This is a genomic window from Sediminibacillus dalangtanensis (genome assembly GCF_017792025.1).
Classification (GTDB): domain Bacteria; phylum Bacillota; class Bacilli; order Bacillales; family Amphibacillaceae; genus Sediminibacillus; species Sediminibacillus dalangtanensis.
Genome location: NZ_CP046956.1, coordinates 2,737,993 through 2,756,462, shown reverse-complemented (window position 1 = coordinate 2,756,462; position 18,470 = coordinate 2,737,993). Strand labels below are relative to the sequence as shown.

The 18,470-nt window shown below is 41.9% G+C and carries 22 protein-coding genes and 1 other RNA gene; 18 read left to right on the top strand and 5 right to left on the bottom strand.

The features are described 5' to 3' along the window. Positions 1 to 513: 513 nt before the first annotated feature. Both ERJ70_RS13875 and ERJ70_RS13870 read right to left on the bottom strand, forming a co-directional pair. The gene (locus ERJ70_RS13875; protein ID WP_209365413.1) at positions 514 to 777 is read right to left on the bottom strand and encodes a hypothetical protein; all 264 of its coding nucleotides are present in this window, start codon (positions 775 to 777) and stop codon (positions 514 to 516) included. 58 nt (positions 778 to 835) lie between these two features. After that, positions 836 to 1,693: a GNAT family N-acetyltransferase gene (locus tag ERJ70_RS13870; RefSeq protein ID WP_209365412.1), complete on the bottom strand. Its 858-nt coding sequence runs from the start codon at positions 1,691 to 1,693 to the stop codon at positions 836 to 838. A gap of 171 nt (positions 1,694 to 1,864) precedes the next feature. On the opposite strand from ERJ70_RS13870, the gene smpB reads away from it, so the two are divergent. The 13 genes from smpB (at position 1,865) to ERJ70_RS13805 (ending at position 10,898) form a co-directional block, all read left to right on the top strand. After that, the gene (gene smpB, locus ERJ70_RS13865; protein WP_074598484.1) at positions 1,865 to 2,329 is read left to right on the top strand and encodes an SsrA-binding protein SmpB; all 465 of its coding nucleotides are present in this window, start codon (positions 1,865 to 1,867) and stop codon (positions 2,327 to 2,329) included. A gap of 114 nt (positions 2,330 to 2,443) precedes the next feature. Further along, positions 2,444 to 2,805: a transfer-messenger RNA gene (gene ssrA, locus ERJ70_RS13860) on the top strand. 298 nt (positions 2,806 to 3,103) lie between these two features. Continuing rightward, a complete protein-coding gene (locus ERJ70_RS13855; protein WP_209365411.1) occupies positions 3,104 to 3,583 on the top strand; it encodes a DsrE/DsrF/DrsH-like family protein in 480 nt (159 codons plus the stop codon). 107 nt (positions 3,584 to 3,690) lie between these two features. Then, on the top strand, positions 3,691 to 3,987 hold the full coding sequence (locus ERJ70_RS13850) for a rhodanese-like domain-containing protein (protein WP_209365410.1): 297 nt from the start codon (positions 3,691 to 3,693) through the stop codon (positions 3,985 to 3,987). Between the two features lie 53 nt (positions 3,988 to 4,040). After that, positions 4,041 to 4,610 (top strand): sulfurtransferase TusA family protein, encoded by a 570-nt coding sequence (locus tag ERJ70_RS13845; RefSeq protein WP_209365409.1) that lies wholly within the window; start codon positions 4,041 to 4,043, stop codon positions 4,608 to 4,610. Between the two features lie 119 nt (positions 4,611 to 4,729). Beyond that, a complete protein-coding gene (locus ERJ70_RS13840; protein WP_209365408.1) occupies positions 4,730 to 5,857 on the top strand; it encodes an MBL fold metallo-hydrolase in 1,128 nt (375 codons plus the stop codon). A 42-nt stretch (positions 5,858 to 5,899) separates the two neighbouring features. Beyond that, positions 5,900 to 6,127: a sulfurtransferase TusA family protein gene (locus tag ERJ70_RS13835; RefSeq protein ID WP_209365407.1), complete on the top strand. Its 228-nt coding sequence runs from the start codon at positions 5,900 to 5,902 to the stop codon at positions 6,125 to 6,127. A gap of 302 nt (positions 6,128 to 6,429) precedes the next feature. Then, on the top strand, positions 6,430 to 7,206 hold the full coding sequence (locus ERJ70_RS13830; RefSeq protein WP_209365406.1) for a sulfite exporter TauE/SafE family protein: 777 nt from the start codon (positions 6,430 to 6,432) through the stop codon (positions 7,204 to 7,206). A 129-nt stretch (positions 7,207 to 7,335) separates the two neighbouring features. Further along, entirely contained in the window at positions 7,336 to 7,494 is a 159-nt protein-coding gene (locus ERJ70_RS13825) for a hypothetical protein (protein ID WP_209365405.1), read from the top strand. Between the two features lie 125 nt (positions 7,495 to 7,619). Beyond that, positions 7,620 to 7,880, top strand: coding sequence for a metal-sensitive transcriptional regulator (locus ERJ70_RS13820; RefSeq protein ID WP_209365404.1), 261 nt, complete (start codon positions 7,620 to 7,622; stop codon positions 7,878 to 7,880). A 197-nt stretch (positions 7,881 to 8,077) separates the two neighbouring features. Next, the gene (locus ERJ70_RS13815; protein ID WP_209365403.1) at positions 8,078 to 8,461 is read left to right on the top strand and encodes a DUF302 domain-containing protein; all 384 of its coding nucleotides are present in this window, start codon (positions 8,078 to 8,080) and stop codon (positions 8,459 to 8,461) included. 280 nt (positions 8,462 to 8,741) lie between these two features. Then, positions 8,742 to 9,536, top strand: a complete 795-nt coding sequence (gene zupT, locus ERJ70_RS13810) for a zinc transporter ZupT (protein WP_209369387.1) — start codon at positions 8,742 to 8,744, stop codon at positions 9,534 to 9,536. Positions 9,537 to 9,668: 132 nt separating this feature from the next. Continuing rightward, on the top strand, positions 9,669 to 10,898 hold the full coding sequence (locus ERJ70_RS13805) for a hemolysin family protein (RefSeq protein WP_209365402.1): 1,230 nt from the start codon (positions 9,669 to 9,671) through the stop codon (positions 10,896 to 10,898). A 164-nt stretch (positions 10,899 to 11,062) separates the two neighbouring features. On the opposite strand, the gene ERJ70_RS13800 is transcribed toward ERJ70_RS13805, so the two are convergent. Further along, positions 11,063 to 11,998 carry an NADP-dependent oxidoreductase gene (locus ERJ70_RS13800; RefSeq protein ID WP_209369385.1) on the bottom strand — a complete coding sequence of 312 codons (936 nt, stop codon included), beginning with the start codon at positions 11,996 to 11,998 and terminating at the stop codon, positions 11,063 to 11,065. A gap of 518 nt (positions 11,999 to 12,516) precedes the next feature. On the opposite strand from ERJ70_RS13800, the gene ERJ70_RS13795 reads away from it, so the two are divergent. From ERJ70_RS13795 to ERJ70_RS13775, 5 genes are all read left to right on the top strand, one after another. Continuing rightward, positions 12,517 to 13,785 carry a coiled-coil domain-containing protein gene (locus ERJ70_RS13795; protein ID WP_209365401.1) on the top strand — a complete coding sequence of 423 codons (1,269 nt, stop codon included), beginning with the start codon at positions 12,517 to 12,519 and terminating at the stop codon, positions 13,783 to 13,785. Positions 13,786 to 13,997: 212 nt separating this feature from the next. Continuing rightward, positions 13,998 to 15,149 (top strand): D-alanyl-D-alanine carboxypeptidase family protein, encoded by a 1,152-nt coding sequence (locus tag ERJ70_RS13790; protein WP_245207980.1) that lies wholly within the window; start codon positions 13,998 to 14,000, stop codon positions 15,147 to 15,149. A 436-nt stretch (positions 15,150 to 15,585) separates the two neighbouring features. Continuing rightward, the gene (locus ERJ70_RS13785; protein ID WP_209365400.1) at positions 15,586 to 15,849 is read left to right on the top strand and encodes a hypothetical protein; all 264 of its coding nucleotides are present in this window, start codon (positions 15,586 to 15,588) and stop codon (positions 15,847 to 15,849) included. 23 nt (positions 15,850 to 15,872) lie between these two features. Next, positions 15,873 to 16,106, top strand: a complete 234-nt coding sequence (locus ERJ70_RS13780) for a YozQ family protein (RefSeq protein WP_209365399.1) — start codon at positions 15,873 to 15,875, stop codon at positions 16,104 to 16,106. Positions 16,107 to 16,124: 18 nt separating this feature from the next. Next, complete coding sequence (locus ERJ70_RS13775; protein ID WP_209365398.1) at positions 16,125 to 16,379, top strand: alpha/beta-type small acid-soluble spore protein; 255 nt, start codon at positions 16,125 to 16,127, stop codon at positions 16,377 to 16,379. A 300-nt stretch (positions 16,380 to 16,679) separates the two neighbouring features. On the opposite strand, the gene ERJ70_RS13770 is transcribed toward ERJ70_RS13775, so the two are convergent. Together ERJ70_RS13770 and ERJ70_RS13765 are read right to left on the bottom strand one after the other, a co-directional pair. Further along, a complete protein-coding gene (locus ERJ70_RS13770) occupies positions 16,680 to 17,108 on the bottom strand; it encodes a BrxA/BrxB family bacilliredoxin (protein ID WP_209365397.1) in 429 nt (142 codons plus the stop codon). Between the two features lie 12 nt (positions 17,109 to 17,120). Continuing rightward, complete coding sequence (locus tag ERJ70_RS13765; protein WP_209365396.1) at positions 17,121 to 18,263, bottom strand: conserved virulence factor C family protein; 1,143 nt, start codon at positions 18,261 to 18,263, stop codon at positions 17,121 to 17,123. Positions 18,264 to 18,470 lie beyond the last annotated feature (207 nt).

Genomic DNA, 18,470 nt, shown 5'->3' with positions numbered 1-18,470 from the left:
TCCTTCGCTGGAAACAGATTCCTGTTTCTAAACAAGTGTACGAGACATTTTTAATCTTGAATCACTTGGTCCCTTATGTAGTTAGAAAAACAAGCAAAAAAGTCCAAGAGAAGGAGAAAAAGACGGAACCCCAACTGTTTTCTAGGAAGAAAAGCACGCGTTTCCTGACAACCGTTTTTAAGAATTCTTGTTGGGTTTCAAGGAAAAAATTCTTCGCTAACGCTAATCAGCATGCTTCTTAGCGCAGGGAGCATACACAGACTCCTGCGGGAAAAGCACGAGCTGAAGATCCACTTGGTAAAGCGGTTTTCTTTACCAAGTTAGCTGAAGCCGTGCCCGCGGAAAGCGAAGAATGCTACCGAAGCGGTGGATTAGCACTCATTCTGTTAAGACTAGGAGGAAAAAACAGCAAGGTTATGTCGCAGTTTATATTTTTTACGAAAAAGTAAAAAGGTTTGAGAAGAAACGTAGAAAAAACACTCGCAGAGGTTTCAGCGAGTGTTTTTCAAAGGATCAGGAGAGCAGAAGTGCCAAACAAATGAACAAGATGGCCGATATCAAGTAAACAAGTCCAAGTGTGCGTGATTTTGTGTCCTTTTTCCGAACGGAAATTCCTCCTGTAATAAAAAGAAACAAGGTGAATACGGCAAAGGCTACCCAACCCCAACGGTAAGGGAGACCAAACTGGAGCCGGATTAAAAACAAAATGTTTGCCGGGATGGCAATTATCAGCGGGATATATAAGGAGTTAAGCGTGAATTGTTTGTTTTGGTCCATCGCGATCCTCTCCTTATCTCAAATATCTTATTACCTGTTTACCCGAAAAGCTTTCCCGTTAAATCCAGGTACCATACAATACCCAGGCATCTTCAATCCGAAAAGCCCGTTTATCTGGAATGTTTTCAAAAGCTGTTTGAGAAAAATCAAACCAGGCAGTCGGTTGAAGATCATCCTTATCTAAATGGTCCATGACCGTTTCCATGAAGCCGGGCTGGTCAAATTGATCATTCCAGAAGTATTTAACCTGGGCATACCATTCGCGCTTGTGATCGTTTTTTATGGTGCAGAATCGTTGTCTGTCCGGGCTTAGATAAAAAGCCGATTCAGCTAAGTATTCATCCGTCAGTAATTCTTGTGTCAACGGAAGAGGATAATAACATTCGTATGGAAATACATTGATCGCATTTTCATCCAACGAACGGAGTAAAGCCCGTTTTTCTTCCAAGTTGTTTACGCGTTCCCATTTGGGCCCGGGTGTGCCGGAAATCAATTGGGGGTCTACAACCGGCAAAGAATGCAATGTTGTAAAAATCTCCAGGTTCAACTTTTCCAGTACACGCCTTGCTGGAAAGTTATGCTCATTCGTGTTCGCTCCAACCCACCGTATTTGTGGATTTTCTTTCAGGCTGGCAATGATATAAGCTAAAAGTTCTGTCGCATGTCCTTGAGAAAGGAAGCGGTTATCACTTCGCAGTCTCCCAAGCATGGCCATTCCACCGGGAAACAGCGTATAACCTGCTATGGCGGCCAGTTGGTTTCCGGAAAATAAACCATAAAGCTCATGAGCGTTTGAACTAATCAAATCCGGGAAAATATCAACGACGTAATCGTATTCTAAATTTGTTTTCATATGTTTTACTAAATTCCAATCATCGGCTGCAAGTTTTCTGATTTGCAATAAGTCGTGAGGCACGGTTCATCGTACTCCTTCTGCTGATATTTCTTTCGATATTTTCTCACAGACTTTTGCGATTTGCACTAAAAAAGATTCGCGGTAATCTTCTTAATGAAAACGGCCCGATAATTGGAATCACAAGTTTTTTTTGTTAAAATGAAAGGTACGGAATTATAGGAGGAAATAGGGATGCCAAAAGGACAAGGGAACACAATCGCCCAGAATCGAAAAGCAGGACACGATTTTTTTATAGAAGAAACATTTGAAGCAGGCATCGCCTTGAAAGGCACCGAGATTAAATCAATCCGTGCCGGCAGGGTAAACCTGAAAGACAGCTTTGCCCGTATCGACAAAGGAGAAGCCTATTTGATGAATATGCATATCTCTCCTTATGAACAGGGCAACCGTTTCAATCATGATCCAACCCGGACACGAAAACTGCTGCTTCACCGTAAAGAAATCGATAAACTGATTGGAGCCACCCAGCAGCAGGGATACTCGCTAGTGCCGCTGAAGGTTTACATTAAAAATGGCGTTGCGAAAGTGCTGATCGGCTTAGGAAAAGGAAAGAAAAAATATGATAAACGGGAAGATTTGAAACGCAAACAGGCTAAACGCGATGTCGACAGAGCAATGAAGGAAAGCCTGCAATGATGGCACAGGGTTGAAAATTCATGTGTTTATGATATAATAAGAATTGTCTTAGGGACATTTACAACTCCATATGATAATGCTTGATCATATATTCCGTTGTACCCTTTTTATATTGGGGACGTTACGGATTCGACAGGGATAGATCGAGCTCAGGCTGCGGGTCGAGGTTACGTCTCGTAAACCGTTAATCGCCTAAATATAACTGGCAAAGAAAACAATTACTCTTTAGCAGCTGCGTAAGTAGCACTAAAGGATCCTTCCTGCCATCGCCCGTGTGGCAGATTGAAGGGTCTCAACTGAAGCGGGCTACGCTGTCATCCACCGTCTGAGGATGCCAGAAGAGATTAATCAGACTAGCTCTCCGGAAGCCTGTTGGTAGGCTGAAAGGGTAGTGAATGATAATATACCAACTACGCTCGTAGATGCCTGAGTGACGATATCTCTGGACGTGGGTTCGATTCCCACCGTCTCCACCAAATACATAGAACATGGTTTTGGTGGATTTTCTATATCATAAACCGCTATAAAGCATAAGCTTTCCTAAAGTGGAAGCTTATGCTTTATTTTTTTGCTCTGGAAATATGATGGGCAACTTAAAGTTGGGAGTTCTTTTGTTGACAATATACCCCATATGGTATATTGTTGATGTTGTCATAAGACAAGGGGTTCTTTTTAATGTCGTTGGCAATAGGGCTGAAGCCCGCTTTTTATTTATTTTCACACATACCCGTATGGGTATTAAATGTAAATCATAAATACAGGAGGATTATTACTATGTCAAAAACGAAAAAAACAACAATCGTTCTATTCAGCGGCGATTATGATAAGGCAATGGCGGCATACATCATCGCAAATGGCGCTGCTGCATATGACCATGAAGTCACCATATTCCATACCTTTTGGGGTTTGAATGCACTTAGAAAAGCAGAAAGCATGGAAGTGAAAAAAGGATTCATGGAGAAATTGTTTGGGAAAATGATGCCACGTGGCGTAGACAAAATGGGTTTATCAAAGATGAATTTTGCTGGATTTGGTCCTAAAATGATCAAGAAAGTCATGAAAAAGCATAATGCAATGAGCCTGCCGAACTTAATGGAAATGGCCCAAGAACAAGATGTAAAGCTAGTGGCATGCACGATGACAATGGATTTATTGGGACTTCAAAAAGAAGAACTTTTAGATGATATAGAGTATGCCGGGGTTGCAGCGTACCTTGGTGACGCAGAAGATGGCAATGTAAACCTGTTTATCTGATCGTTTAGGTTCTCCCTGGTCACGGAAAAGGGATGAGTTATATTTATTCTCAATGTAAATGATTGGTATTTGTTTAAAACAAGGGTCATAGAAAGGAGATTATTAGCATGAAAGAAATAACAGCTAAAAAACTGCAAGGTTTAATAGATAAGAATCAAACGTTAAACATCCTTGATGTCAGGGAGGCTGCTGAAGTGGCAGACGGAAAAATACCGGGTGCGGTGAACATTCCGCTTGGATTGTTGGAATTACGAATGCATGAATTGGTTAAAACGGCGGAATATATGGTGGTTTGTCGATCTGGCGGCAGAAGCGCTCAAGCTGTACAATTTTTAGAAAGTCGGGGATTCCAAGCAATCAACATTACTGGCGGCATGCTTGCTTGGGAAGGCGAAATAGAATAATTTTTTTAAATTCATTTATACCCCGTTGGGTATAAAAGGGAGGCCAAAGTAGTATGGAAAACGTGAAAGCCAATATAGTGTTGGATGCGAAAGGCTTGGCATGTCCAATGCCAATCGTGAAAACGAAAAAAGCGATGAAAGATGTGGAAGCGGGGCAAGTAATCGAAGTACAAGCAACCGATAAAGGATCAAAAGCTGATATCGAGGCGTGGGCCAACAGTGCCGGGCACCAATATTTAGGTACACTGGAGGAAGGCACAACGTTAAAACACTATTTAAGAAAAGCATCCGAAGAAGAAACGGTTGAAAAACAACATCCTAAAACCGCGACAAATGAAGATTTACAAGCAAAGTTATCGGAAAACATTGTTGTTCTCGATGTAAGGGAGACAGCAGAATTTGCGTTCAATCACATCCCGAGTGCGGTTTCTATCCCACTAGGAGATCTGGAAAACCGTCTGGACGAATTAAACAAGGAGGATGAAATCTATGTCGTGTGTCGCACTGGAAGTAGAAGTGATCTAGCTGCACAGAAATTGACAGAAAACGGTTTTGAACATGTCGTCAATGTTGTGCCAGGCATGAGTCAGTGGAACGGAGAAACGAAAAAACTAAACAATTGAGTAGACGAAAAAACAAAAATTTAGAAGTAAATTGTTCAACGATATTCGTTTTTAATCCAGTATAGAAACTTTAGTGTACAAGATTTTTTGAATGAAAATATACAATAGGGGGTAATGACATGTCCGTGAACATGATGACAGCTCACGAAGTCGCAAAAAAGGTATTCAACAAGGAAGAGCTATTTATTTTAGATGTTCGGAATCAAGATGCATTTGCTGATTGGAAGATTGAAGGAGAAAACTTCGACTATTTGAACATCCCTTATTTTGAACTGTTGGATGGAGTGGATGAAGTCTTGGATAAAATCCCTTCAAAAAAAGAAGTATTAGTGGTTTGTGCAAAAGAGGGTTCGTCTGTAATGGTAGCAGAAATGCTGTCTGACGAAGGTTTGACGGTCTCTGTTTTGCAAGGTGGGATGAAAGCTTGGAGTGAACATTTAGAGCCTGTCAAAGTAGGAGACCTGAAAGGCGGCGGTGAAGTTTATCAGTTTGTGCGTATCGGGAAAGGTTGCTTGTCTTACATGGTTCTTTCGGATGGGGAAGCTGCAATCATCGATGCCACACGGATGATAGATATTTTTATAGATTTTGCAAGAAGTAAAGAAGCAAAGATAACCAACGTTTTTGATACGCATCTTCATGCAGATCATATCTCAGGGGGGAGAAAAATCGCTGAACAAACAGGTGCAACATACTGGATGCCTTCACAAGATGCACAGGAAGTTACTTTCACATTTACAGCATTAGAAGGTGGACAGGCAGTAACCATTGGGAACACAGCGATTGATATCCATGCACTATATACACCAGGACACACGATTGGCTCCACATCTTTTGTCGTAGATGACAAGTTTTTACTGACTGGGGATATTTTATTCATCGACTCTATTGGACGACCTGATTTGGCAGGAAGGGCCGAAGACTGGGTCGGTGATTTAAGAGAAAGCTTATATTCCCGTTATAGAGAATTGTCTTCGGAATTAATTGTTTTACCCGCACACTTTATGATTATTGATGAATTGAATGAAGATGGAAGTGTTGGAGAAAAATTAGGTGTGCTCTTTCAACAAAATCATGGGTTAAATATAGAGGATGAAACAGAGTTCAGGAGACTCGTGACGGAAAACTTACCGCCACAGCCTAATGCATACCATGAGATCCGCGAAACAAATATGGGTATTATCGACCCGGAAGAAGAAAAGCAAAGAGAAATGGAGATCGGGCCAAACCGCTGTGCAGTTCGTTGATCGAGGAAAGAGAAAATGAAAAATATTAAGGAGGAATAAAAGATGGATGTAACTAAAGTAATAGATGCAAAAGGATTGGCTTGCCCCATGCCGATCGTAAGGACAAAAAAGGCAATGAACGATTTGGAATCTGGTCAAGTCCTTGAAGTACATGCCACAGATAAAGGGGCGAAAAGCGATTTGTCGGCTTGGGCAAAATCCGGAGGTCATGAGCTACTAAAAGATACCGAAGAAAATGATGTTTTAAAATTTTGGATCAAAAAGGGATAAATGAGGGAACCGCCCCAGGTTCCTCTTTTTTAAAAGATAAGAAAGCATAAACCACTTCGAGGACTTAAGCTTTTCGGAGGCCCACACGAAGTGGGTCATGCAGGCGTTGCCACAAGAGGTGGCGGATTTAGCCTGTAATCCTTTAAACAGCGCTTGCGCTTTTCTTGTCTAGCTTCAGCGCCTACCCCCTCGAGGTATTAAACGAAGTCTCTGTGTGGCAAAAGATCGCCACTTCGAGGATTCGCTTAAGCTTGTCGGGGGTGACCAAGGCGCTTGCGCTTTTCTTATAAGGAGGCTCGACCATGGATTTTTTTGTTATTGTTACGATTTTCTTCTTGGGTTTTGTAGGTTCGTTTTTTTCAGGAATGCTTGGTATCGGCGGATCTATTATAAACTTTCCCATGCTATTGTATATTCCTGCTGCCTTGGGAGTGGCCGAGTTCAGTGCCCATGAAGTTTCTGGAATTACTGCCATCCGAGTGTTTTTTGCAACGATCGGCGGTGTGTGGGCCTATCGGAAAGGCGGAATGTTGAATATCTCTTTGATTGGTTACATGGGGGTTAGTATTTTAATCGGAAGTTTTATTGGTGGATTCGGCTCGACCCATCTAGCAGAAAATAGTATCAATGTCGTTTATGGAGTATTGGCAATTATTGCAGTTATCATGATGTTCCTTCCGAAAAAGAGAAATGAGGAGATTCCTCTGGAACAAGTGACTTTCAACAAGGGTCTAGCGGCATTTCTAGCTTTTTTAGTTGGAATTGGTGCTGGTATAGTGGGTGCTGGCGGTGCATTTCTTTTGGTGCCGATTATGTTGGGCGTTTTGAAAATCCCCACAAGAATGACTATCGCATCTTCATTAGCTATCACTTTTTTATCGTCCATTGGAGCAATGATAGGGAAAGTTTCTACAGGGCAAGTAGAGTACTTTGCCGCTGCAATTATGGTTGTTGCTAGTTTAATTGCTTCGCCTTTGGGAGCAAAGGCAGCTAAAAAAACAAATACGAAAGTGTTGCAAATGATCCTGGCATTGTTGATAGCAGGAACTGCAGTGAAGGTATGGATGGAGATTCTTTAAAACGGATATTATAATCGAAAAGAGATAACAATCGCATTTGAATGAAGGAGTGGGGGGGGGATCAATCATTTTCATACTCGTTTTTCTGATTCCCTATCAAAGATATATCCCTGTGTCGGGAGTCAAAGAATGAGAAAACGAACAAATGATTTAAATAGCAAATCAGGTGTGATATTTTTAGATACAAGGGATTACCAAACCTCGTCAAAAGATAAAATGGAAGGAAATAATTTTTGTATACCACTTCCCAAATTGAAACGCCATTATGACAATTTAGCCTATAGATAAAGATTTGATTGTAATTAATTCCGATCGAACGGAGAGCTATTTGAGTATAAGGTTTTTAAGAAAGAAAGGTTTTCGGGTAGTCGGCTATTTCTTAGCTGGTAAAAAGAAGAAGGAGGAGTACGGTTATGGAGTACAATGCTCAAATGAAAAATAGAATGAAAAGGATTGAAGGGCAAGTTAGAGGCCTAGTACGAATGATGGAGGAACAAAAGGATTGCAGAGACGTCGTTACGCAAATGTCAGCTGTAAGAAGTGCTCTGGATAAAACAGCCGCGCTTATTGTAAGTACCAACCTGGAGCGATGCATTCGTGAGGAACAAGAAGCTGGCGAAAGCTCCGAAGACTTAATAAAAGAAGCGGTAAATTTACTTGTGAAAAGTAGATAATACACTTAATTAGTTTCTTTTAACAGGTTAATCTGAAGATTGGTTAGCCTTTTTATTATATTTATCACCAGTTATTTTTTAGGTTTGAACATACACTTACCCGTATGTGTATGTATTTGAATTAACCTGCAAAGAATAGTTGGAAAACACGCTGAACGTCCCCAAAATACTGATAAAGAATTGAAGGAGGAGTTTAGATGTTTCATTATACAGTAGTGACGAATAAATCATTGGAAGAGGCGGTTGAATCTTTAACAAATAACTTGAAAAATGAACAATTTGGAGTGCTATGGCAATTTGATATACAATCTAAGCTGCAAGAAAAGGGATTAGACTTTCATCAACCATACTTGGTACTTGAGGTTTGTAATCCTGAAGAGGCAGAAAGAGTATTAACGCAAAATCTGATGGCTGGCTACTTTTTGCCTTGTAAAATTGTTGTATATGAAGATGAGGGAAAAGTTAAAATCGGTTTACCCAGACCAACTGCCTTAATTGAAATGATCACCGATCGTTCGCTTAAAGAATTTGCGGCAGATATCGAGAAACGTTTAATAGAATGTATCGATCAAAGTATCTAACCTTAAAAAGGTAAAGGTAAATGTGTTACCTTTACCTTTTTACTGTATAAAAATTTCGTCGTTACGTTAGTCGGTTATAAATAGTCAGATAGATGAGCTCTGTGATGGACATTTTGTGTTCTTACTGCATACTATTTTTCCAGAGACAAATTTATCCGCCCAATGGGAATATACTTGTTACAGGAAGATTTCCTGTAAAGATATCGGCGGATGAACATATACTAATCCCACTTGATGGCTATCTTGTGAGCAGAGGAGAAGATGTGCTTTGGAAAATGTAATGCTTGCTTTCGCCCTCACTTTAATGGCAGGTCTGGCCACTGGTATCGGGAGTTTGCTGGCCTTCTTCACTTCCACTACCAATACAAAGTTTTTATCTTTTTCACTCGGCTTCTCGGCCGGGGTCATGATTTATGTCTCCATGATCGAAATTTTTGTGAAAGCCCAGGATGCCCTTGTTGGAGCACTTGGCAACGGACCGGGGCACTGGTTTACGGTTATCGGTTTTTTTGCCGGAATGTTGTTGATTGCACTGATCGATAAGGTGATTCCGAAGCAGGGGAATCCTCATGAAGTAAAGAAAGTGGAGGATATGTCCAAGACAAAAAGGTCTGTCAGTGATCCGGCATTATTGAAAATGGGTACGTTTACCGCACTGGCAATCGGAATCCACAACTTTCCGGAAGGGATTGCCACTTTCACATCGGCTTTGCAGGACCCCGCACTCGGTCTTGCGATAGCTGTCGCTATTGCGATTCATAATATTCCGGAAGGGATTGCTGTTTCGGTTCCTGTTTATTTCTCCACGGGGGATAAGCGAAAAGCTTTCAAACTGTCCTTCTTGTCCGGGTTGTCTGAGCCGGTTGGCGCTGTTGCTGCCTACTTCCTTCTCATGCCATTTTTGAATGATGTGATGTTTGGCATGATCTTTGCCGCGGTCGCTGGAATCATGGTGTTTATTTCACTTGATGAACTGCTTCCAGCTTCCAAAAAGTATGATGAAGCCCATCTTTCCATTTATGGACTGATCGGCGGCATGGCTGTCATGGCATTAAGTTTGTTGCTGTTTATTTAGTATGGCCAGGGGGAATGGAAGTGGCGGTGGGAGTTAACTGCGCTGCCGTTCGTTCCCCGTTGCCGATTTGCGGCTTAAATGCTACGTATTAGGGAACTCTATCAATCAAGATGGAAAAATGGAGGGTGAAACGTGTTTTTCGCCATTGTTTTCTTTTTACTTGTATCTTTTTTTCTGTCAGGCAGTGAGACTGCTTTGACTGCAGTAAACAAAATGAGAGTGAAGTCCAAATCAGAAAAAGGGGACAAGCGGTCACAAATATTATTGAAGATGATTCAGAAGCCTGACGAATTGATCACAGCCATTCTGATTGGTAACAATATATCCAATATTATGCTACCCACGCTTGTAACCATGGTCGCTATCGAATATGGATTTAATGTGGGAATGGCGACGGGTATTTTGACTTTCGTGTTGATCGTTTTTGCGGAGGTATTGCCAAAATCGATTGCCGCTGCATTTGCAGAGAAAGTTTCTTATATAGTGTTTCCTGTAATCCGTTTATTGATGTTGATTACCAGACCTCTAACTTATTTATTGAATAAGTTAACCAGGCTTGTTATTCGGCTTGTATCCAGTGAAGATCCAGATAAAGTATCCATCTCAAAAGAAGAATTTATCACTATGGTCGATATTGCCACTGCGGAGGGGACGTTTGCTAGTGAAGAAAAGCAGCGGATAAAAGGAGTCATCGATTTTCAACGTCTTGATGTGAGGGACGCGTTAAAAACACCGCGAATGGAGATTGATGGCATTCCAGCTGAAGCCGATTATGAAGCTGCCCTTTCTCTTGTCATGAATAGCAACCATACCCGCTATCCTGTCTACCAGAACAATATGGATAACATCATCGGTGTATTCCATGCTAAACAACTGCTGGCCTGGTCGCTGGAACAGGACAAGCCATTAGAGGAATTCATGGATAGAGAACCATTGTACGTTTTTGAGTTTTACTCAATCGAGAAGGTGTTCAAATTAATGCTGAAAGAGCGGAAGCATATGGCAATCGTCCTGGACGAGTACGGCGGAACTAGCGGGATATTGAGCAATGAAGATATTATCGAAGCGATGATCGGACAGGAAATTAAAGATGAAACAGATGATAACGAGGAACTCCTGATTGAGGAATTTGCGGAAAACAGAATCGTATGTAACGGAAAAATATCCCTTCACCGGTTGAATGAGATGTTTCGAACGAATATTCCGGAAGAAGAGGATATTTTATCCGGTTTTTTGTTACGTGAATTCGGACGTTTTCCTGAGGAAGGGGATATCATTTATTTACAAAACTTGCAATTTGAAATCCTGCAAGTAGAAGAAAACCGCCTTCAAACCATCGCCATTGAAAAATTGACGGAGTGAAGGGTTCTGAATAGGAGAGGCTTTCATGTGGCCCTCTCCATAAGAAGCATTTCATCATCATACTATAGTATCCTTCTGAGACGCAAAAAACACGCAGCGTAAGATGAACGTTTGCTGCGTGTCTTTCAATTTTGGACTTCTAGTCGAATCCACTTATTACTGCTTTATCTTATTTTTATCACGATTTTCCCCCGGGCATGGTTTGTCTCACTTAGTTTATGTGCCTCTCGAACACCTTCTGTCGTTAGAGGAAATGTTCGCCCGATGGTGGCGTCCAATTTGCCATCCTTCATCAATTTTCCGAGCTCTGCAAGCTGATTGCCATCAGGATTAAGCCATAAGGATCCCGATTTGATTTGCTTTTTACTGGCGAGTTCTTTATCTGGTTCGCCGACAACCGAAACGAGCTTTCCGCCTTCTTTCAGGATATCAAAGCTTTTTTTCTGAATATCACCGCCTAAAGTGTCGACGACGATATCATAATCCTCAAGTGCATCTGCGAAATCTTCTTCCTGGTAATTGATAAACCGGTCGACACCTAACACTTTCAGAAAGTCTTCATTCTTTCCACTGGCTGTAGAGGCAACATAAGCCCCAAAGCTTTTGGCGATTTGGATGCCAAAGCTGCCGACCCCGCCTGAACCTGCGTGAATCAGAACTTTATCGCCTTCTTTTATTTCAGCAAAGTCTACGAGACACTGCCAAGCAGTAAGGCCAGCCAATGGAACAGCAGCAGCTTCCTCAAAGCTTATATTTTCAGGTATTTTCGCCAACAATTTTTCGTCGATCGCTGCGTATTCTGCATACGTGCCATTCCGGGTCGTGGCCGGTCTGGCAAATACACGGTCACCAGGCTGGAATCCGGATACGTCAGAACCAATTTCTTTAACAATTCCTGCAGCATCCCACCCTAAAATAATCGGGAATTCAAACGGCAGCATTTCTTTTAAATATCCCTCTCTCAGCTTCCAATCGATTGGATTGACAGAGGTGGCATGCATTTCAACTAATACTTGCCCGGATTCTATCTCCGGTTTTTCCACTTCGGCTTCATGTAATTGCTCTGCAGAGCCATATTGATCAATGATAACTGCTTTCATCATTACCCCTTCTTTCTTCTGTTTCGAAATTACTGTTACTTTTTCCGATTAACGCTTCAGCCATTCGACAAACAATTGAATTCATACCGCTTGTCAAAGCGGACTATTTTCCCGCGGGGGGGGGTTGGTTGTTCTGTTTGCATTGACAGTAGGAATAGATTATTGTTTTTTTGTAAAAAAATGGAGAAAACCACTTTTGCCTTTATTCGAGTTACCAGCAACAAGAATGACAAAAGAGGTCTTATCATATTTACCCGCTGTAAACGGCGATTAATCGGGAAATACAGCATAACCAATTCAATAGTGTTACACAATCAAACAGCTTTCATGGCGATTTTTGTTACTTTTTACCTGTAATTGATACACAATTGTAATATTGAGATAATATTTCTGTCATTTTGTAGTGATATACTACTAACTGCAACCGATAGATTTACGAAAAAATAGAGAACAATTACTACGAGAGAGTTCATACATAAAAAACTATTAAATGTTAACAAGGTACTAGGGGGAATAGCATGCTTACGAGAAAGTGGATCGGGATTAACACTGCCGTAATGATTTGTTTTGGAAGCGTGATCGCAGCACCGGCGGTTTCTGCAGAAACAAGCCTTGAGGACGAAAAACAACAAGTACAAAGCGAACGGTCGGAAATACAGGCTGATATCGATGCGAAACAAGCAGAAATTGAAGCAGTACTGGCAGAACTGGAGCAATTAAACGAACAAATCAAGCGCGTAGAGCAGGCAATTAAAGACAACGAACAGAAAATCAAAGATACAAAAACAGAAATCAAGCAGACCAAACAGGACATTGAAAAACTGGAAGCTGAAATTGCCGAGCTTGAAGAAACAATGGAAAAACGATTCGATATTTTGAAAGAGCGTGCAAAGACGTTACAAAAAAATGGCGGAACGGTCAGCTACATGGAAGTCATTCTTGGTTCGAAAAACTTTGGTGATTTTATTGACCGAGTGAACCTTGTATCGAAAGTGATGGATTCCGATGCGGATCTTCTGGAACAGCATGAAGCTGATAAAGAAAAATTGGAAACAAAGCGCCAGGATATGGATGACAAACTGGCTGAATTAAATGACATGAAAACAGAATTAGAAGGTATGCAGGCTCAAATCCTAGAGCAAAAGGAACAAAATGATCAACTGAAAGCGGAACTGAAGGAAAAAGAAAAAGCTACTCGTGATGAAAAAGCATCGTTACAGGAAAAAGACCAGCAGCTGGCTTCTCAAGTACAGCAAATTCAGGAAGATATCGAACAGCGCGAGAAGCAGGAAGCACAGGTTCAGGCGATGAGCGTCGAGCAGTCCCGTGATGATGCATCAAAATCTTCCGGTAAATCTTCGGCAGCTTCTTCCAGTCCAAAAGCTACTGGAGCGAGCGGAAATGTCAGCACTGTTATTTCAGCAGGGTATAAATATATCGGTAACTCGGTTTATGTATTTGGTGGAGGCAGAACGGCCTCTGACATTGCAAATGGTCGTTTCGACTGTTCCGGGTTTGTGAGTTGGGCTTTCTCCCAAGCTGGCGTCAGTGTACCTGCAAGCACGGGTGCTTTAACAGGTGCGGGAAGCAAAGTATCAGCTAGTAATATGAAACCTGGAGACTTGGTTTTCTTTGATACATACAAAAAAGATGGACATGTCGGTATTTACATCGGTGGCGGAAACTTCATCGGTTCTCAAAGTTCTACCGGAGTTGCGGTAGCTAATATGACCAGCGGCTACTGGAAAAAACATTTTAAAGGCCATGTTGTCCGGGTCATGAACTGAACGGTTAAATGAAAAGTTAACATAGAGGACTTTCCGTTATGGAGAGTTCTCTTTTTATTGCTGCTTGTTGACTATCAGCAAACGATAAGAAGTATACTGTCAAATGTTGCCGTAGGATAACTAAGTTAGGTATACATTTTCGGCCGGCTTTTGGCGCAAGGGAAAAATTCCTCTTTTTGAATGATTTTATGTTTAGCGAGCGGGGTGCTATTTTGAAACAGCTTTGTCTTTTACTACTTACTATTTTTACCCATTTTCTACTACCATCAAACGTCGAAGCGGCAGATTTGGAACAAGAATTGTTGAGCGAATCCGGCATACTGATCGATGCGGATACCGGGCAAGTACTTTACGAAAAAAATGCGGAAAAATCGATGTATCCCGCCAGTCTTACCAAAGTAGCCACGGCCATTTATGCAATTGAGACCGCAGATATGGATGAAATGGTAACTGTCAGTGCGAAAGCGCGTGCTGTAGAAGGAACGAGGGTATACCTGGAGGAAGGAGAGCAGGTACCTTTAAAAAAGTTGATTCAGGGAATGCTGATCAATTCAGGCAATGACGCGGGAGTAGCAATTGCAGAACATCTAGGAGGGACATCCGAACTATTCGCAGAGGATTTAAACAGCTATTTACAGGCTGTGGTCGGTGTACGCAACACACATTTCACCAATGCCCATGGTTTGTTCAATGAAAATCATACTACTACGGCTTCCGACTTGGCAAAAACAACCCAATACGCCATGAAAAATTCCACTTTCAGGGAAATCTTCAGAACCAAAAAATTGAAATGGGAAGGCGAAGCCTGGTCGACAACACTTTATCATCATCATAAAATGATACGTGAAAATCCCTATGAAGGGATTACCGGAGGCAAAACCGGTTACGTGGATGAATCAGGGCATACGTTGATTACCACCGCTAAGCGTAGCGATCTCCGTTTGATTGCCGTAACGTTAAAAGCAGAATCACAGGCTTGGGCTTATCAAGATGCTGAAGTGCTGCTTGACTTCGGTTTTGATCATTTCGAAACAGTCACCGTCCCGGAAGGAACGAAATTCACCAGTGACAATGGTACTACGTATCGCACTGGCAGCGATATCGTTTATTCAAAAATGAAGGGGCAGGATGCAGAACTTTCGGTTGATGATCAAGGAACCTTGGCCATTAACCAGGATAAAGAGTCACTGGACACTTCTTTTGTACTAGAAGGGGACAAGGAGAAACAAGAGGCTGAGAAAAACAAAAAAGCAGCAGCCGATCATACCGATAAACAGTCCAGTTTTTCCTATCTTTGGATCATTGTAATGGCAGGTATCGGATTGTTGTTTTTCCGGAAGTGGATCAAACGTGTTGTGATGTAGGGAAGCATGCAAAAGGTAAAGTTTCACTCTAATTGAAGTGTCTCAAATCAACGGAGGCAAGGCACGTGCGAATCCTGAGGGAGAGCACAGCTTTGTAAAGTGCTTTCTTTACAAGTTATGAAGCCGTGCCCGCGGAAAGCAAACTACCTTGTCGGAGTGGAGTGAATCTTTACACCAAATGTAAAGCAAGTTAGAACGAAGTACTTTTTGCTAAGCTAAATCCAGGTTAATAAAAATTAGAAAAGAAAAACCGAAGGAGTACGAATTATCCTTCGGTTTTTGTTTTGGGTACGATGCTTTTCAGTCTCATTATCCAAAATCAAGATTTGACGATGTCTAGTCCAGTATCCTCGCTTTTTCTTAAACCAGATAGCATGATTCTGTTGAAAATGCTGCATACTAACAGAAGAAAAAAGAAAGAAAAAGGAGTAATCCAGTGAATCACTTTGACGGTGTTTTATTTAGTGGTGAATTTTCAGATGACGATGAGTTATTCTACTTACGCCGGGTCAAAAACCTGCAAACGCAGTCTATCCTGTCCAACCGGCAGTTAGAACAACTGCATCATTATTTGTCCAGGCAGAATAACAGGCAGGAGAGCTGCACGATTACGGTGAATGATCAAATCCCCATTCTGTTGAACCAACAGGAGGCAAAGCAATTGTTATCGGAGTTGGACGAGATAATTGCCCATTTGTAGAAAAATGATAGGAGGAAATTAGAATGGCGAACAATCGAAAAGCTATGAATAAGAATGCGGAAAAGGTAGCTGAGAAAATGTATGACCCATCAGATTATCAAAAAAATGATCAATTATCCAAAGGGATGGCAGTAACCCATGAGCAAGTTTCTGACGATTATACAGAGGGTACGATCGATGGGGCGATTGATGAAGTAGACGACAACGGCAATTTAAAAAACCATCATGGAAAAGACATTTCCAATAAAAGAAATTGACGGAAGGAGAAAGCGCAGATGGCAAGAAGGAATAAAATCCTTGTTCCTGAAGCCAGGGAAGGCTTGGACAGACTTAAGGCGAAAGTATCCAATTCGCAAAATGCGGACAATGCCAAGTACGAAACAGCCGAAGAACAAGGGATTGATTTAAAACAAGGCTCCAATGGAGATATCAAAGCGAAAGATGCCGGAAAAATCGGCGGAAAGATTGGCGGCAATATGGTAAAAGAAATGATTGAAATGGCAGAAAAACAAATAAAAAACAAACGGTAAATCCAGGGGTGCTTTATTGCCTTTCCCTGGTGTTATCCACTATGATGGAAGGGCTGATGAGAGGATGACGAGTTAAACGAGTAAGTGAAGATTACTCCGCAGCCGAGTCGGACGGTTCTCAACTTTTTCCGATGCGGGCAGAGAATATAACGTCGTCCATCAGTTTTGAGCATTCCGCTTAAATGGAGAAAATATTGCAGAGAAAAGCCAGTATTTTTAGTAGAAAAGCATAAATGCGTAATCCGGAGAAAGACAGAACGGCAGTTCCTAATCGTTAAAGGAGCTGCCGTTTTGTTTTCGTTAACAGTGTTCGTTATAAGCTTGGGTAAGGTTTGATACGATTTCTTCCACTTCATGATCTTCAATCTCTTCCCGCGGAATAAAGTGGAGTACTTTTCCATCTTTCATAATTGCCATGGATGGGGAGGACGGTTCAATCCCAACAAAATATTCACGCATGCGTGAAGTAGCTTCCCGGTCTTGTCCGGCGAACACGGTCACCAGGTTATCTGGCTTTTTACTGTTATTCAAAGATTCTCTTACCGCAGGTCTTGCAAGTCCTGCTGCACAGCCGCAGACCGAGTTAACTACGACGAGAGAAGTACCTTCTGCTGAATGAATAAATTCATCGACTGCCTCCGTAGAAGTCAATTCCTTAAATCCAGCTTCCGTCAATTCCGTTCTCATTGGCTGAGAAATTTCTTTCATATATTGTTCATATGCATTCATCCGTTTTCCTCCTCAATCGGTCTTTTTTTGGGTTGCTTCAGTCATCTGGCTCCATACCGACCCTTTTGCTTCTTCGCCGCCTTTGATTCGCTCGAGTGCAAGGTTTACCTGCATTCTCACTTCGAACTCTGGGTCGTTGCTGGCTGCTTCCAAGGCAGGAATCGCGTTTTCATCCCCTACCTCGTATAAAAACATGGCGGCACGCCAACGCACAAGACGATTTTTGTCTTTCAGCGATTCAGTCATTTGTGGCATTGCTTGTTTGAAACCAAGATCTGAGATACAATCGCCTGCCGTGCGGCGGACTGTAACGACTTTATCTTGAAGTGCTTGATACAAGTAAGGCAAAACGTCGGGATCTTCTATCATCCCTAAATAAGCTGTGGCTAAACGCCTGATCGACGCTTTATCATCTTTTAGTGCTTTAGCCAAAAAAGGAAGATCTTCCTTATCAGGTTCCACTAATCTGTCCAATGCTGCATAGCGGTTTTTCCAGTCAGAGTCGTCCAGCATTTCGAGACTTGGCCGCTCCTTTGCTGTGCCTTTCTGCTCTGTTTCATTCTGAAAAGCAAGCTTGACCAATTTTTTGAGACGTCCATCATCGTAACTTGCCGTTATTTCATCGACCACCGTTTCTCCGATTTCTTCTAGCGGGCCATACCGCGGACTTTGTTCGACCCATTTCCGTTCCATTACCATGTTAGGGGAGGCAGAGGATGCTTCCATTGCTGCATCTAAAAACCGCTGTGGCAGTCCAAATCGCTGTTCTTGCTCGCCGTCCTCCAGTTTTACTTGCATCGGTAATCCACGGAACATTTGGATGAATACTTTCACTTCGCCAAAAGCATCTACAGGAATCTGGCCGACTCCCGAATTGCCGACTGCTTCCCCTTGTTCTTCACCAAAAACCTGTCTTGCCGCCGGGAGTATTGTTTCCCATGCATATTTGGGATGGCGTTCTAAAGCAAGAAAATCTGCGACACGATAAATGCCCTTTACACCTTCTATGTCAAATAGTGCTTGAATATAATCAGGAGCAGAACGTAAGTCATCTCCTTGTTTATAGTTATGGTTTTGCCCTGCAGGTAATTCCTCATCGACATTGATTTTCATCGAATGTGGGCTGGGAGTAGGCTCTATCGATACTAGTTTCATTTATATTCCCCCTTTCAAGCCTTCTTGTCTAGAGATTTTACCAGACTTTCTGGCGATATTCCATTATCCAGACAATCCTATGGCCGTGTTTTGTTTCCAAGCTAAGGAAAGAAGCTTGTTATTATTTGTCCAAGTAAAAAGCAAACAGGAAAAGCTTTGGCTGATTGAGAAGGACTGAAAAGATTGCTTTCTTTAAAACACTTTCTG

Excerpts from the sequence above, each read along its gene's own strand:
- zupT (WP_209369387.1), top strand. The coding sequence starts at position 8,742 with ATGCTTGCTTTCGCCCTCACTTTAATGGCAGGTCTGGCCACTGGTATC.
- ERJ70_RS13775 (WP_209365398.1), top strand. The coding sequence starts at position 16,125 with ATGGCAAGAAGGAATAAAATCCTTGTTCCTGAAGCCAGGGAAGGCTTG.
- ERJ70_RS13850 (WP_209365410.1), top strand. The coding sequence starts at position 3,691 with ATGAAAGAAATAACAGCTAAAAAACTGCAAGGTTTAATAGATAAGAAT.
- smpB (WP_074598484.1), top strand. The coding sequence starts at position 1,865 with ATGCCAAAAGGACAAGGGAACACAATCGCCCAGAATCGAAAAGCAGGA.
- ERJ70_RS13855 (WP_209365411.1), top strand. The coding sequence starts at position 3,104 with ATGTCAAAAACGAAAAAAACAACAATCGTTCTATTCAGCGGCGATTAT.
- ERJ70_RS13780 (WP_209365399.1), top strand. The coding sequence starts at position 15,873 with ATGGCGAACAATCGAAAAGCTATGAATAAGAATGCGGAAAAGGTAGCT.
- ERJ70_RS13840 (WP_209365408.1), top strand. The coding sequence starts at position 4,730 with ATGTCCGTGAACATGATGACAGCTCACGAAGTCGCAAAAAAGGTATTC.
- ERJ70_RS13845 (WP_209365409.1), top strand. The coding sequence starts at position 4,041 with ATGGAAAACGTGAAAGCCAATATAGTGTTGGATGCGAAAGGCTTGGCA.
- ERJ70_RS13830 (WP_209365406.1), top strand. The coding sequence starts at position 6,430 with ATGGATTTTTTTGTTATTGTTACGATTTTCTTCTTGGGTTTTGTAGGT.
- ERJ70_RS13825 (WP_209365405.1), top strand. The coding sequence starts at position 7,336 with ATGAGAAAACGAACAAATGATTTAAATAGCAAATCAGGTGTGATATTT.
- ERJ70_RS13800 (WP_209369385.1), bottom strand. The coding sequence starts at position 11,998 with ATGAAAGCAGTTATCATTGATCAATATGGCTCTGCAGAGCAATTACAT.
- ERJ70_RS13875 (WP_209365413.1), bottom strand. The coding sequence starts at position 777 with ATGGACCAAAACAAACAATTCACGCTTAACTCCTTATATATCCCGCTG.
- ERJ70_RS13815 (WP_209365403.1), top strand. The coding sequence starts at position 8,078 with ATGTTTCATTATACAGTAGTGACGAATAAATCATTGGAAGAGGCGGTT.
- ERJ70_RS13835 (WP_209365407.1), top strand. The coding sequence starts at position 5,900 with ATGGATGTAACTAAAGTAATAGATGCAAAAGGATTGGCTTGCCCCATG.
- ERJ70_RS13820 (WP_209365404.1), top strand. The coding sequence starts at position 7,620 with ATGGAGTACAATGCTCAAATGAAAAATAGAATGAAAAGGATTGAAGGG.
- ERJ70_RS13795 (WP_209365401.1), top strand. The coding sequence starts at position 12,517 with ATGCTTACGAGAAAGTGGATCGGGATTAACACTGCCGTAATGATTTGT.
- ERJ70_RS13765 (WP_209365396.1), bottom strand. The coding sequence starts at position 18,263 with ATGAAACTAGTATCGATAGAGCCTACTCCCAGCCCACATTCGATGAAA.
- ERJ70_RS13770 (WP_209365397.1), bottom strand. The coding sequence starts at position 17,108 with ATGAATGCATATGAACAATATATGAAAGAAATTTCTCAGCCAATGAGA.